The sequence below is a fragment of the Microbispora oryzae genome, assembly GCF_017896165.1.
Lineage (GTDB): Bacteria > Actinomycetota > Actinomycetes > Streptosporangiales > Streptosporangiaceae > Microbispora > Microbispora oryzae.
On record NZ_JAFCNB010000001.1, the window covers coordinates 274469 to 288499 of the forward strand.

The following is a 14031-nucleotide window of genomic DNA, read 5'->3' on the forward strand; positions in this document are numbered from 1 at the left end:
CCCAGAGTACGTCCCCCGGAAGGTAGGAGGCGATAAACGCCCGCCTATGTCCCCACCATCCGTTTAGAGTTGCCGCGTGCCAGAAAAGTTGCATCCCAATGCGGTCCGGGTCGGCGAGGCGCTGCGCTCCCACGGAGTGACGGGCGAGATCGTCGTCCTCGACGACGCCGCTCCGACGGCGGCCACCGCCGCGGCGCAGCTCGGCTGCGAGATCGGGGCCATCGCCAACAGCCTGATCTTCGACGCCGACGGCGCCCCCCTGCTCGTGCTCACGAGCGGCGCCCACCGGGTCGACACCGGCCTGGTGGCCCGGCTGGTCGGGGCGGCGAAGGTCCGCAGGGCCACCCCGGAGTTCGTCCGGGAGCACACCGGTCAGCCGATCGGCGGCGTGGCCCCCGTCGGCCACCCGGCGCCCGTACGCACGCTCGTCGACACCTGGCTGGCCAAGCACGAGGTGGTGTGGGCCGCCGCCGGGCACCCGCACACCGTCTTCCCGACGGCCTTCGACGAGCTGGTGCGGATCACCGGCGGGACTGCGGCCGAGGTCGAGTAAGGAGACCGGCCGCCGCGGCGGAGCGGGAGGGACGGGCGCTTCTGCGCCGATGGAACGCTTTGCTAATCTGCGGAAAGTGATCCAACTGCGACGGGTGGGGCCGGTCGGCTTCGCCGCGGTGCTCGACATCGTGCTGGGCGTCTACGCCGCGGCGATGCGTCCGCCGGAGGACCAACTCGCGGGCCGCAGAGCGATCATGCGGAACCACGCGACCTATCCGGATTTCACCTGCCTGCTGGCCGAGGCGCCCGGGCCGCCGGACGGGCCGGAGCCTGCGGAGATCGTCGGGTTCGCCTACGGCTTCCACGGCGCGCCCGGGCAGTGGTGGCACGACGTGGTGCGCCGGGCCCTGGAGGATCTCTCCGGCGCCCCGGCCTCCGAGGACTGGTTCGGCGACGCGCTCGAGATCGCGGAGGTCCACGTCCTGCCCGGCCACCAGAGCAGGGGCGTCGGCCGCCGGATGCTGCACGAGATCTGCGCGGGGCGCCGCGAGCGCACCGCCGTGCTGTCCACGCACGACGCGCCCACGGCCGCCCGGCATCTCTACCGGGACGTCGGGTTCGAGGACCTCATGACGCGGTTCACCTTCCCCGGCGGCTACGAGGACTACGTCATCGCGGGCGCCCGGCTGCCCCTGGCGGGCGCGGCCCCCGCCTGACCGCGATCAGGCGGGCGCGCCCGCGGGCTGCAGCGCCTGGAACACCTCACGGGTCGCGCTCGACCGGTTGAAGGTGATGAAGTGGATGCCCGGAACGCCCTCGTCCAGCAGCGTGCGGCACATCTGGATCGCGTGCTCGATGCCGAGGCGGCGGACGGCCACGGGATCGTCGGCGACCGCTTCGAAGCGGGCGGCGACCTCGGGCGGGAACGGCGCTCCCGACAGCTGCTCGGACCGCGCGATCGTGCTTATCTGGGTGACCGGCATGATCCCCGGGATGATCGGCGTGTCGCAGCCCTCCGCCACGACGCGGTCGCGCAGGCGCAGGTAGTCGTCCGCCCGGAAGAACATCTGGGTGATCGCGTAGTCGGCGCCGGCCCGGCACTTGCGCACGAAGTACTCCGTGTCGGACTCGATGGACGGCGAACGCGGGTGCTTGTAGGGGAAGGCGGCCACACCGACGCAGAAGTCGCCCGCCTGGCGGATCAGCCGCACCAGGTCCTCGGCGTACCGCACGCCCTCGGGGTGCGCGACCCACTCGTCCAGCGGGTCGCCGCCCGGGGGGTCGCCCCGCACGGCGAGGATGTTGCGCACCCCGGCGTCGGCGAACCTGCCGACGAGGTGACGCAGCTCCCTGATGGAGTGGTTGACCGCGGTGAAGTGGGCGACCGGTGTGAGCGTGGTCTCGTGCGCCAGCCGCTCGACGATGTCGACGGTGCGGTCGCGGGTGGAGCCGCCGGCGCCGTACGTGACCGAGACGAAGGTCGGGCGCAGGGCCTCCAGCTCCCGGATGGCTCGCCAGAGCTGCCGCTCCCCCTCGGCGGTCTTCGGCGGGAGGAACTCGAAGGAGAACGACCGCTCGCCAGCCCTCAGGAGCTCGCGGACCGTCGGAACGCGATCGGGGCGCCGGGAGGGCAGACCGAGTGACATGACAGCAAGATTACCGTCCGGTCCGGCGGGCGGCCGTCCGGGTCTCACCATGTGGACGACAGGCGTCCCACAGAGCGCACGTTTCACCAGGGCATCCGCCGATGGGCTTCCCGATCTACGGCGGATACAGTCCTAGGCATGAGCACAACCACCTCTCCGCTCGACCCCGTCCGTCCGGAGGTGGACCGCGCGCTCCGGGAGTTCGTGGACCGCCAGCGCCCTCTCTTCGGCTACCCGCAACTGACCACGCTGCTGTCGGCCGCCTCCGACTTCCTCGGCGGCGGAAAACGGCTGCGCCCCGCGTTCTGCTACTGGGGCTGGCGAGCCGCCGGCGGCGGCGACGAGCCCGCGCTCTACACCGCCGCGGCGTCGCTGGAGCTGCTTCAGGCGAGCGCCCTGATCCACGACGACGTGATGGACGCGAGCGACGTGCGCCGCGGCATGCCGTCGGCCCACCGGCGGTTCGAGCGGACGCACACGGAGTCGGGCTGGCACGGCTCGCCCGAGCAGTTCGGCGAGGGCGTGGCGGTGCTCCTCGGCAACCTGCTGCTGGTGTGGGCGGGAGAGATGTGGCGGACCTCGGGCCTGGCGCCGGAGGCGCTGGCCGCCGCCCAGCCGGTGCACGACCGGATGCTGACCGAGCTGATGTGCGGGCAGTACCTCGACCTGCTTGAGCAGGCCCGGGGCGAGGGCACGTTCGACGGCGCCCTGCGGGTGGCGCTCTACAAGAGCGGCAAATACTCGGTGGAGCAGCCGCTCCGGCTCGGGCTCGTGCTGGCGGCCCGGGCGAGGCACCCGTGGATCGACCGCCTGTGCACCCAGTACGGCCAGCAGGTGGGGATCGCCTTCCAGTTACGCGACGACGTGCTCGGCGTGTTCGGCGACCCGGCCGAGACCGGCAAGCCGGCGGGCGACGACCTGCGTGAGGGCAAGCGCACCGTTTTGATCGCCAAGGCCCTGGAGGAGGCGTCGCCCGCCCAGGCCGCCGTCGTACGGGACCTGCTCGGCGACCCCGACCTCGACGCGGAGGGCGTCGAGCGGCTCAGGGCCGTCATCGAGGACACCGGAGCGCTCGGGGCGTGCGAGGAGATGATCAAGCGCTACCTCGACGGCGCCCTGCACGAGCTGGAGCGGGCGCCGATCGAGGACGAGGCCAGGTCGGCCCTGGCCGATCTGGCCGTGGCCGCCACCTCCCGCAGGACCTGACCCCAGCCGGCCCCCTGCCCAAGCCCAGCCGGCCCCCGGCACAGGCCCAGCCGGTCGCGAGGGCACCCGGGCACGCCGTCAGAGGGGAACCTCAGAGGGAAACCTCGGACAGGCGGGCCGCGAACTCGGCGGCGGCGGCCCCGGGGTCGGCCGCCTCCGTGATCGCCCGGACGACGACCACCCGGCGCACGCCGTGCGCCGTCACCTCGCCGAGGTTGCCGAGGTCGATCCCGCCGATCCCGAACCAGGGACGCCCGGTCTCCAGCCGGGAGGCGTGGTCGAGCAGCCCGGGGCCCGGCGCGGGGCGGCCGGGCTTGGTGGGCGTCGGCCAGATCGGGCCGCAGCAGAAGTAGTCGACGCCCGGCTCCGCCGCCGCGGCGGACGCCTCCGCGGCGGAGTGGGTGGACCTGCCGATCAGCACGCCGGGCCCGAGGATCTCCCGGGCGACCGGCACCGGCAGGTCGCCCTGGCCCAGGTGGAGGACGTCCGGGCGGGCGGCGTAGGCCACGTCCGCCCGGTCGTTCACCGCGAGCAGCGCCCCGTGCCGGTCACAGGCCGCGCGGAAGATCCTGAGCAGGTCGAGCTCCTCCGCCGCCTCCAGGCGCTTGTCCCGCAGCTGGACGATGTCCACGCCCCCCGCGAGGACCGCGTCGAGGAACTTCTCCAGGTCGCCGCGGTCGCGCCTGGCGTCGGTGCAGAGGTAGAGCCTCGCGCGCGCGAGCCGCTCTCGCCGGGTGTCGGTCACCCGACCACAATGCCACGAAGCCGGCGGTCAGAATCCCAGTGCCTGCGCCCGCCGCTTCACCTCGGTGTGGCGGCCGGCGGCGATGGCGTCGATCGGCGACCCGGGCAGCGACTCGTCCGCCGTGAACAGCCAGCGGATCGACTCGACCTCGTCGTATCCGGCGTCGGCCAGGACCGTGAGAGTGCCGGGAAGCCCCTTCAGCACGTCGCCCTCGGCGATGAAGATCGCGGGGATCTGCGGCTGCCCGCCGCCTCGGCGGGCGCCGACGAGCTTCTTGTCCTTCAGGAGTTGCTTGACCCGGCCGATGCTGAGCCCGAGTCGCTGGGCCGCCTCCGGGAGGGGGAGCCACTCCCCGACGAGCTGGTCGGTCTCCCGGTCGATCTGCGCAACAGTAATCGTCACGCCACCACCACTACCACACACGACCGGCCGGGAGACACCTCGATTACGCCATAATGCAGTCGCGAAGCGGCACAGCCGGGTCGGCCAGCCGCACCGGGTCGAGGCGCTGCCCGCCCTGCACGACCCGCCGTCCCTGCACCACGTCACGCGGCCGGTCGACGGTCAGGATGGCCGCCAGCCTGTCGTCGGCGGTCAGCCAGCACACCGCCCACCTGCCGTCGCCACGCGGGTCGCCGCGCAGCAGCGTGCGCTCGGCCGCCTCACGATGACCGGCGAACTGCACCATGTGCCCGAACTGCTCGGACCAGAAGTACGGCACGGGGTCGTAGACCGCGGGCTCTCCCAGCAGCGCGGCGGCGGCGGTGTCGGGCGCCTGGAGCGCGGTGTCCCAGTGTTCCACCCGCAGCCGCGCGCCGAACCTGCGCGACCACCAGGCGGCGCAGTCGCCCACAGCGACGACGTTCGGCAGCGACGTGCGCAGGTGCTCGTCGACGATCACACCGTCGCCGATCTCGACCGCCGACCCCTTCAGCCAGTCGACCGCCGGGCGCACCCCGACCCCGCTGACCACGACGTCGGCCGTCACCCGGGCCCCCGACATGAGGGTGAGCCCGTCGGGGTCGACCGTGGCCACCTTGGCCCCGAGCCGCAGCTCCACGCCCGCCCCGGCGTACCAGGGAATGGTGTGGCCGCCGGCGAACGCGCCGACCGCGGCGGCCAGCGGCGTCTCGCCCGCCTCGACGACCGCCACCGAGCAGCCCGCGCGGGCCGCCGCCGTGGCGACCTCGGCGCCGATCCACCCCGCGCCGACGACGGCCACCCGCGCGCCCGGCACCAGCCGCTCGCGCAGCTCGAGCGCGTCGTCGATGGTGCGCAGCACGTGCTGGCGGCCCTCGCCGCGCAGCCGGATGGGCACCGCCCCGGTGGCGATGACCAGGCCGTCGTACTCCAGCTCGCCCTCGGTGGTCTCCAGCACGCCCCGGCGCAGGCCCTTGGCGGCGGTGCGCAGGCGCAACCGCACGTCCAGGGCGTCCAGATCGGAGTCGACCACGGTCGAGTCCGTCTCGCCGAGCAGCACCGCCTTCGACAACGGCGGACGGTCGTAGGGGCGATGACGTTCCTCGCCCATGAGCGTGATCCGGCCCTGGTAACCGTGGGCCCGGAGCGCCTCGACACTTCGCACGCCGGCCAGGCCGGCCCCCACCACGACGACGTGATCCACGACCTGACCATAGATTGCCGGGCGGCCGTCCCGCCAATGATGCCCACATAACGAGTTGGGCAAGTACCTCGCACAGTCGCGCCCTGCCGTTTTGTGCGGTGCGCAGGGTACGCGACGGGAGAAAGGGAGAGGGGACTAGGCTAGGGGGCGCAAGACGCGCGGGAGCCCGGCGGATCCGGGCTGAGAGGAGAGCGTGAGGCTCTCGACCGCCATCAGACCTGATCCGGGTAATGCCGGCGAAGGGAGCGCTGTGTCCGATACGCCCACGGCCCGTCCGGCGTCCGACCTCCCCCGGTACGACGTGGCCGTGCTCGGCGGCGGGGTGGCCGGCCTGTCGATCGCCTGGCGGGCCGCCCGGGCCGGGCTGTCCGTGGCCGTCGTCGATCCCGCCCCCGGCACCGGGGCCACGCACGCCTCCGCCGGCATGCTCGCCCCGGTCAGCGAGGTGACCTACACAGAGGAGCCGCTGCTCCGGCTCGGCCTGGCGTCGCTGGCCGCCTGGCCCGGCTTCCGCGCCGAGCTGGAGGAGGACAGCGGCGTCGCGATCGACCACCGCGCCGACGGGACGATCGAGGTGGCCGGCAGCGCGGACGACATGGCCGTCCTCGACGAGCTCGGCGCCTTCGAGACCGCGCTCGGCCTGCGCGTCGAACGGCTGACCGGGCGCGAGTGCCGGGCCCTGGAACCGATGCTAGCGCCGTCCGTGCGCGGCGGCCTGCTGGCCCGCGACGACGCCTGGGTCAATCCGCGCCTCGTCGTGCGGGCCCTTCTCACCGCGCTGTCCCGGGCGGGCGGCGCCGTCGTCCTCGACCGCGCCGTCGCGATCACGCCGTCCGGCGGCGGCGACCTGCGCGTCCGGCGCGAGTCCGGCGAGGAGATCCACGCGGGCCGGGTGGTCGTCGCGGCCGGCGCGCGGTCGCCCGAGCTGCTGGACGGCCTGCCCGGCGCGCCGGACACGCCGGTACGGCCGGTGAAGGGGCAGATCCTGCGGCTGCGCGGGCCCCGCGGATTCCTCACCCGGTGTGTGAGGGGACTGGTGCACGGCACGCCCGTCTATCTGGTCCCCCGGGGCGACGGGGAGATCACGCTCGGCGCCACCGCCGAGGAGCTGGGATTCGACCAGCGGGTGACGGCGGGCGGGGTCTACGGGCTGCTGCGCGACGCCCGGGAGCTCGTGCCCGGCGTCACCGAGCTGGAGCTGACGGAGACGACGGTCGGCTTCCGCCCGGGCACCCCCGACAACCTGCCGCTGATCGGGCCGGCCGGGCCGCCCGGAGTGGTGGCGGCGACCGGGCACCACCGGGCCGGCGTCCTGCTCGCGCCGATCACCGCGGAGACCGTCGTGGCCCTGCTGACCGGCGCCCCGGTGCCCGAGGTCGCGCGGTCGTGCGATCCCGGGAGGTTCCTCCCATGAGAGCCCTGAGTGCCCTGAGTGCCGAGAGTCGCCCTGAGATTCGCCATGAGAGTCGGAGTCACATGAGAATCACGGTCAACGGAGAGACGCGCGAGCTGCCCGACGGGGCCGCGGTCGGCCAGGCCGTACGCGCCCTGACCGCCCTGACGTCGGGCGTCGCGGTGGCGGTGAACGGCGAGGTGGTCACCCGCGGCGCGTGGGAGTCGACGACGCTGGCGGACGGCGACCTCGTCGAGGTGCTGACGGCCGTGCAGGGAGGATGACGATGCCGACCATGCCGACGACGCCGAAGACGATGCACACCGCGGACCCGCAGGCCGGCGTGTTCGACGACGACACGTTCGTCCTGGCCGGGGAGAAGCTCGGCTCGCGCCTGATCATGGGAACGGGCGGCGCCCCCTCCCTGGAGGTGCTGGACGAGGCCCTCGACGCGTCCGGCACCGAGCTGACCACGGTCGCCATGCGCCGGCTCGACCCCGCGGCCCGGGGATCGGTGCTCGACGTGCTGCGCCGGCGCGGGATCCGGGTGCTGCCCAACACGGCCGGCTGCTTCACCGCGGGCGAGGCGATCCTGACCGCGCGGCTGGCCCGGGAGGCGCTGGGCACCGACTGGGTGAAGCTGGAGGTCATCGCCGACGAGCGGACCCTGCTGCCCGACCCCATCGAGACGTTCGACGCCGCCGAACGGCTGGTCGCGGACGGCTTCAAGGTGCTCCCCTACATCGGCGACGACCCGGCGCTGGCCCGGCGGCTGGAGCAGGCGGGCTGCGTGGCCGTCATGCCGCTCGGCGCGCCCATCGGCTCGGGCCTCGGCATCCGCAACCCCCACAACATCGAGCTGATCGTCGAAGCCGCGGGGGTGCCCGTCATCCTCGACGCCGGGGTGGGCACCGCCAGCGACGCCGCGCTCGCGATGGAGCTCGGCTGCGACGCGGTGCTGCTGGCCAGCGCGGTCACCCGGGCCCGGCGGCCGGCGCTGATGGCCGCCGCGATGCGCGCGGCGGTGACGGCGGGACGGCAGGCGCGCCTGGCCGGGCGGATCCCCCGCCTGCGGTACGCCGAGGCGTCATCGCCCGGCCGTCCCCCGGTCGGAGCCGTTCCGGTTACTCCGGTTTCCTGAACGTACGAGGCTTTCGGATGGTACGAAACAGGTCTGGTTCAGGTCTCGGTTTGCCATGCGGGAACACTGCGGGCGGCAAATCACCCGTAAACTCGGGGCCGTGGACACGACGCTGACCGACCCGCTCGTAGGGCAGGTGCTCGACGGGCGATACCGCGTCGAGTCCCGGATCGCCCGGGGCGGCATGGCCTCTGTCTACCTGGCTCTGGACGTCCGGCTCGACCGCACGGTCGCCCTGAAGGTGATGCACCGCTCCCTGGCCGAGGACCCGCAGTTCGTGCGGCGCTTCATCGGCGAGGCGAAGTCGGTGGCCAGTCTGTCGCACCCGAACATCGTCCAGGTCTTCGACCAGGGCGCCGACGGCGCGCACGTCTACCTGTCGATGGAGTACGTTCCGGGCCGGACCCTGCGCGACGTGCTGCGGCAGCGCGGCAGGCTGCCCGCCCGCGAGGCCCTGGAGATCGTCATCCCGGCCCTCGCCGCGCTCGGCGCCGCCCATCAGGCGGGGCTGGTCCACCGGGACGTCAAGCCGGAGAACGTGCTGCTGACCGACGACGGCCGCGTCAAGGTGGTCGACTTCGGCCTGGCCAGGGCCGTCGAGGCCAGCAACCAGACCAAGACCGGCATGATGATCGGCACCATCGGCTACATGTCGCCGGAGCAGGTGACCACCGGCACGGCGGACGCCCGCAGCGACGTCTACGCCACCGGCATCATGCTCTTCGAGCTGCTCACCGGGCAGCAGCCGTACGGCGGCGAGACTCCGATGTCGATCGCCTACCGGCACGTCCACGAGACGGTGCCCCCGCCCTCCTCGCTGGTGCCGGACATCCCGCCGTCGATCGACGCGCTGGTCACGGCGGCCACGGACAAGGACCCGGCCCGGCGGCCCGCCGACGCCACGGCGATGCTGGTCGCCGCGGTGGAGGCCCACCGGACCATGCCGAGGCCGGGGCAGACCGGCGCCCACGCCACCCTTCCGCCCGACGGGCGCGCCGGCGCCGACCGGCCCGCGACCGGCGCGCATCCGGTGCCGGGCCTGCCCGAGCCCACCGGCCGCACGATGATCCAGCCGCTCCCCGATCTGGCGACCGAGGGCTCGCGCCGGCGCGGGCGGCGCCGGTCCGGGGCCGTCTGGTTCATCAGCGTCCTGGCCCTGGTGATGGTGGCCGGCATCGCGTTCAGCGGCTGGTGGTTCTCCCAGGGCCGCTACACCACGGTCCCCGACCTCACGAACAAGAACATCAAGGTGGCCCGGCAGGAGGCGCTGAAGGCGGGGTTCGCGGTCAAGATCGGGCAGGGCCGCTCCGACGACAAGGTGGCCAAGGACGTGGTCCTGGACACCCAGCCGGGGGCCGGCGCCGAGGCGCTCAAGGGGTCGGAGCTCACGCTGATCCCGTCGCTGGGGCCGGAGACGATCCCGGTGCCCAAGGTCGAGGGGCTGAGCAAGGACGACGCCGCCGCGAAGATCGCCGAGGTGGGGCTGACCGTCGGCCGCGTGAGCAAGACCGCGAGCGACACGGTGCCCCGCGACCAGGTGATCCGCACCAGCCCGATGGTGGGCAAGCGGGTCAGGAAGGGCGGCTCGGTCGACATCGTGGTCAGTGCCGGCCTGATCATGCCGGACGTCAGCCAGATGATGCGCGACCAGGCCGAGAAGTTCCTCAGGGACAAGGGCTTCAACGTCCAGATCGACGAGACGGCCGACGACACGCCGCCCGGCACCGTGATCGCCCAGGACCCGTCCGGCGGGTCCGAGGTGGTGGCCGGGGCCGTCGTCCACCTGACCGTCTCGAAGGGCCCCGACCAGGGCTGGCACTGGCCGTGGGAGACCGACCCGTCGCAGGCGCAGCCCGACTTCGTCAACGTGCCCGACGTGCGGTTCAAGGACCTCAGGGACGCGGTGCACGAGCTGCAGGCGGCCGGTTTCAAGGTCAAGACGCGCCGCCTGGTCGGCACCAGGCGGGTGATCGAGGAGAACCCGACGGGCCAGCAGCCGCGGGGCACCACGATCACCGTCTGGCACTGACCGGCCCTGACCGGCGCCGGTAGGTCCCGTCCCGGGTTCTCAGGGCAGGAGCGAGCCGAGCAGGCGCAGCCGGGCCAGGCCACCGTCCGGATAGATGTCCAGCCGGGCGTGGGTCACCGGGCGGGGGTCGTCCAGCCGGAACCGGTGCCGCGTGTCCGGCTGGAGCCGCGTCCTCGGCAGCAGCGGGAACCACGCGCGCGGCCCGCCCGGCCCGGAGCTCCTGGCGTCGGCCCCGCTGAGCGCCGCCCAGCCGGGGGCGTTGAACTTCAGGTTCGTCGTGTCCAGTTCGGCGACCGCGACCGTGCCGGGCCCGGCGAGGGCCACCTCCAGCCAGTCGTTGCCGCCGTCCCGCCGCCTGGCCGTCTCCCATCCCTCGGACTGGTCGCGGGCGAGGCCGGGGGCCAGGACGTTGTTCGGCGAGGAGTAGAACTCGTCGGAGCAGCCCGTCACCAGGGCGCCGTTCTCCAGCGCGGCGAGGTCGACGGTCAGCCCGTCGAGGAACGCCCGGTCGGGCACCACCTCGCCGTGCACGCGCAGCCGGGCGACGCCGCCGTCGGGGAAGATGTTCAGCCTCACGTGGGTGAAGCGGCGGGGGTCGTCCACCCGGAACTCGTGGACGCGGTCGCCTCCCAGCCCGCTCCTCGGCACGATCTCCACCCAGCCGTCCAGCTCGCCGGGCGCCGGATGTCCTCCGGCCGCGCACGCCTCCACCGAGGCGTATGGCGGGTAGTTTCCCTTGAACCAGGCGGTGTCGATCACGACGCCCCTGATCACGCCGGGCAGGCCGAGCCGGACGACGGCCCAGTCGTGGCCGGGCTCGCGCCGCCGCCGGGTCTCCCACCCGTCGTAGACCTGGCCCCTGGCCCCGAACGTGTGCGGCTGGAACGTCGCCGGGCCCGGCCGGATCAGCGCGTCCCGCTCGGCGAACGACTCGTCGCTGGCGGCCGTCACCGACCCGCCGTACGTCCGCAGCGCCAGGTCGGGCAGCCGGGTGAAGGTCATCGGGCCCCTCCGCTCAGGAACCGCCCGCGCGGGGTGGTGAAGTCGACCGCCGTGCCGCGCAGCCAGGTGCGGCGCACGACCCCGGTCAGCTCGTGCCCGTCGTACGCGGACACCGGGTTGCGGTGGTGGAGGGCGGCCACGTCGACGGTGAAGCCGGCGTCCGGGTCGAACACCACCAGGTCGGCGTCGGCCCCCACCCTGATCGCTCCCTTGCCCGGCAGCCCGGCGAACCTCGCGGGTCCCTCCGCCATCCAGCGGGTCACGTCGGCCAGGCCGAAGCCGCGGGCGCGGGCGGCGGTCCAGACGGCGGGCAGGCCGAGCTGGAGGGACGACACCCCGCCCCAGGCGGCGGCGAAGTCGGGCACCTTCATCTCGGCCGGCGAGGGCGAGTGGTCCGACACGACGCCCATCAGGAGGCCCTCGGCCAGCGCCTCCCACAGCGCGTCGCGGTTGGCGGCCTCCCGTATCGGCGGGCAGCACTTGTACGCGGGCCCGGTGACCTGCTCCGCGCTGAGGGTGAGGTAGTGGGGGCAGGTCTCGGCGGTGATCCGCACGCCCTCCGCCCTGGCCCGGCGCAGCGGCTCCAGGCAGGCGGCGGCCGACACGTGCACGATGTGCGCCCGCGCCCCGGTCTCCGCGGCCAGTTCGGCGACCTGCTCGACCGCCCGCCGCTCGGCCTCCTGCGGACGGGACCGCAGGAACTCGGGATAGGTCGGCCCGGCCGGCTCCGCCAGCAGCGCCGGATCCTCGGCGTGCGCGATCAGCAGCCCGTCGAAGGCGGCGAGCTCGGTGAGGGCGGCCCGCAGCCCGGACCGGTCGAGCGACGGGAACTCCTCCACCCCCGAGGGCGACAGGAAGCACTTGACGCCGAACACCCCCGCCTCGTGCAGCGGGCGCAACTGGGCGAGGTTGCCGGGGATCGCGCCACCCCAGAAGCCGACGTCCACGTGGCAGCGCCCGCGGGCGGCCCGCCGTTTGACGTCCAGGGCCTCCGGGTCGACCGTCGGCGGCAGCGAGTTCAGCGGCATGTCCACGATCGCGGTCACCCCGCCGGCCGCCGCCGCCCGGGTGGCCGACGCGAACCCCTCCCAGTGGGCGCGGCCGGGCTCGTTGACGTGAACGTGGGTGTCGACGAGGCCCGGCAGCAGGGCCAGCCCGCCGAGGTCGGCCGCGTCCGCCGCCGGAAGCGGGTCGTCGTACCCGCCGAGCGCCGCGATCCGTCCGTCCCGCACCGCCACCGCCGCGGCCCGCTCGCCCTCGGGCGTCACCACCCGCCGCGAGCGGACCACCAGATCGAACGGCTCAGCCATCCTGTCTGCCACCCCTCCGATCACCCCTTCTGTCACCCGGCGATCAATCAGCGGTCCTTCCCTCGGCCATCCCGAGGTCGTCCCAGCGTCACGCCCCCGCCCGCGCGGCCGGAGCCGGATCGCCGCCGGGCCGCGGACCGAGGTGGTCGGCGGCGACCCGCCGGGCCAGCCGTTCGAGCAGCGGACCGGCCTCCGCGACGCAGCGCGCCACGTCGGGCTCGATGTCGGTCAGCGCGTACGCCGCCCGGATCCCGGCGGCGCGCAGTTCCTCGTCGCCGATGGTGCGGCGGCCGCAGACCGCCACGACGGGCACGCCGTGCCTGGCCGCGGCGGACGCCACCCCGACGGGGGCCTTGCCGCGCAGGGACTGCTCGTCGATCGCCCCCTCCCCGGTCACGACGAGCGCCGCCCCCTCGGCGTGCCGGTCGAATTCGAGCAGTTCGAGCAGGTAGTGGATGCCGGAGCGGATCTCCGCATGCAGGAAGGCCAGTGCGGCGAAGCCCACCCCGCCCGCCGCCCCTGCGCCGGGCATGCCGGCCACGCCCATGCTGCGGACCACGCCGTCGTGCTCGGCCGCGCCCGCCAGGCCGTGGGTGTGGGCGGCGACCGCGGCCAGCCGGGCGAGCCCCGCCGCAAGGACGGTCACGTCCTGCGGCGACGCGCCCTTCTGCGGCGCGTACACGGCCGCCGCGCCGTACGGGCCGAGCAGCGGGTTGTCCACGTCACTCGCGACGACCAGGTCGAATCCGCGCAGGCACCCGGACGGGTCGATGACCGCGAGGTCGCGCAGCGCCGCCCCGCCCGGCGGCAGCTCGGCTCCGGCCTCGTCGAGCAGCCGCACCCCGAGGGCCTGGACCAGGCCCGCGCCGCCGTCGGTGCAGGCGCTGCCGCCCAGGCCGAGCACCACCCGGGTCGCGCCGTGCCGTACGGCGTGGGCGATCAGCTCGCCCGTCCCCCGGCTCGTGGCCGTCAGCGGGGCCGGGCCCCGCCCCTCGGGCAGCCGCCGCAGGCCGGACGCCTCGGCCAGCTCGACCACGGCCAGCCGCCCGCCCCCGGGCTCGTCGCGTACGGCGTAGGAGGCCGTGACCGGCTCGCCGACCGGCCCGGTGACCTCGGTCTCGACGCGGGCGAAGCCGCAGGCCACCACGGCGTCGACGGTCCCGTCGCCGCCGTCCGCGACCGGCAGCAGCACGGTGGGCACGCCGCCCAGCCCGGCCGCGACGTGCCGGGCCACCTCGGGGGAGGTCAGCGACCCGCGGAACTTGTCCGGCGCGATGACGACGTGGCCGCTCATCCGTGACGCTCCGCCCCGTGCCGATCAGAACCGTGCCGATCAGCCCAGGGCCGCTCGCCCGCGTGCCGCGGGCCCCGGCCGTCCCGGTGGTCTCTCGGGTGCCGCCTCATGCTCCGCCTTCCCTCCCGGTGCCGCCCGGCGCCCTG

Annotated in this window: 14 protein-coding genes and 1 riboswitch; of the genes, 7 read left to right on the forward strand and 7 right to left on the reverse strand. The window is 74.3% G+C overall.

Features of this window, described 5'->3' with window-relative positions; genetic code table 11:
* Positions 1-76 precede the first annotated feature (76 nt).
* Both JOL79_RS01215 and JOL79_RS01220 read left to right on the forward strand, forming a co-directional pair.
* The gene (locus tag JOL79_RS01215) at positions 77-553 is read left to right on the forward strand and encodes a YbaK/EbsC family protein (protein ID WP_307848225.1); all 477 of its coding nucleotides are present in this window, start codon (positions 77-79) and stop codon (positions 551-553) included.
* Positions 554-629: 76 nt separating this feature from the next.
* A complete protein-coding gene (locus JOL79_RS01220) occupies positions 630-1211 on the forward strand; it encodes a GNAT family N-acetyltransferase (protein WP_307848226.1) in 582 nt (193 codons plus the stop codon).
* Between the two features lie 6 nt (positions 1212-1217).
* On the opposite strand, the gene metF is transcribed toward JOL79_RS01220, so the two are convergent.
* A complete protein-coding gene (metF, locus tag JOL79_RS01225; protein ID WP_210153715.1) occupies positions 1218-2141 on the reverse strand; it encodes a methylenetetrahydrofolate reductase [NAD(P)H] in 924 nt (307 codons plus the stop codon).
* A gap of 138 nt (positions 2142-2279) precedes the next feature.
* On the opposite strand from metF, the gene JOL79_RS01230 reads away from it, so the two are divergent.
* Complete coding sequence (locus tag JOL79_RS01230) at positions 2280-3347, forward strand: polyprenyl synthetase family protein (RefSeq protein ID WP_210153716.1); 1068 nt, start codon at positions 2280-2282, stop codon at positions 3345-3347.
* Positions 3348-3438: 91 nt separating this feature from the next.
* Here JOL79_RS01230 and thiE read toward each other — a convergent pair whose 3' ends face one another.
* The 3 genes from thiE to JOL79_RS01245 are packed head-to-tail and all read right to left on the reverse strand — an operon-like array spanning position 3439 to position 5716.
* Positions 3439-4092, reverse strand: coding sequence for a thiamine phosphate synthase (gene thiE / locus JOL79_RS01235; RefSeq protein ID WP_210153717.1), 654 nt, complete (start codon positions 4090-4092; stop codon positions 3439-3441).
* 27 nt (positions 4093-4119) lie between these two features.
* A complete protein-coding gene (locus JOL79_RS01240) occupies positions 4120-4494 on the reverse strand; it encodes an Rv2175c family DNA-binding protein (RefSeq protein WP_210153718.1) in 375 nt (124 codons plus the stop codon).
* A 43-nt stretch (positions 4495-4537) separates the two neighbouring features.
* Entirely contained in the window at positions 4538-5716 is a 1179-nt protein-coding gene (locus JOL79_RS01245; protein WP_210153719.1) for an NAD(P)/FAD-dependent oxidoreductase, read from the reverse strand.
* 148 nt (positions 5717-5864) lie between these two features.
* Positions 5865-5978, forward strand: a riboswitch (TPP riboswitch).
* On the opposite strand from JOL79_RS01245, the gene thiO reads away from it, so the two are divergent.
* The 4 genes from thiO (at position 5967) to pknB (ending at position 10279) form a co-directional block, all read left to right on the forward strand.
* Entirely contained in the window at positions 5967-7130 is a 1164-nt protein-coding gene (gene thiO / locus JOL79_RS01250; protein WP_210153720.1) for a glycine oxidase ThiO, read from the forward strand. It overlaps the preceding riboswitch by 12 nt.
* Before the next feature lie 62 nt (positions 7131-7192).
* On the forward strand, positions 7193-7393 hold the full coding sequence (gene thiS, locus JOL79_RS01255; RefSeq protein WP_210153721.1) for a sulfur carrier protein ThiS: 201 nt from the start codon (positions 7193-7195) through the stop codon (positions 7391-7393).
* A 32-nt stretch (positions 7394-7425) separates the two neighbouring features.
* Positions 7426-8250 carry a thiazole synthase gene (locus tag JOL79_RS01260; RefSeq protein WP_210154160.1) on the forward strand — a complete coding sequence of 275 codons (825 nt, stop codon included), beginning with the start codon at positions 7426-7428 and terminating at the stop codon, positions 8248-8250.
* A gap of 100 nt (positions 8251-8350) precedes the next feature.
* Positions 8351-10279 (forward strand): Stk1 family PASTA domain-containing Ser/Thr kinase, encoded by a 1929-nt coding sequence (pknB, locus tag JOL79_RS01265; protein WP_210153722.1) that lies wholly within the window; start codon positions 8351-8353, stop codon positions 10277-10279.
* A 39-nt stretch (positions 10280-10318) separates the two neighbouring features.
* On the opposite strand, the gene alc is transcribed toward pknB, so the two are convergent.
* From alc to JOL79_RS01280, 3 genes are all read right to left on the reverse strand, one after another.
* Positions 10319-11281, reverse strand: a complete 963-nt coding sequence (alc, locus tag JOL79_RS01270; RefSeq protein ID WP_210153723.1) for an allantoicase — start codon at positions 11279-11281, stop codon at positions 10319-10321.
* Positions 11278-12591 (reverse strand): allantoinase AllB, encoded by a 1314-nt coding sequence (gene allB / locus JOL79_RS01275; RefSeq protein WP_210153724.1) that lies wholly within the window; start codon positions 12589-12591, stop codon positions 11278-11280. Before allB ends, alc begins: the two co-directional genes overlap by 4 nt.
* 88 nt (positions 12592-12679) lie before the next feature.
* Complete coding sequence (locus JOL79_RS01280) at positions 12680-13885, reverse strand: glycerate kinase (protein ID WP_210153725.1); 1206 nt, start codon at positions 13883-13885, stop codon at positions 12680-12682.
* Between the last annotated feature and the right edge of the window lie 146 nt (positions 13886-14031).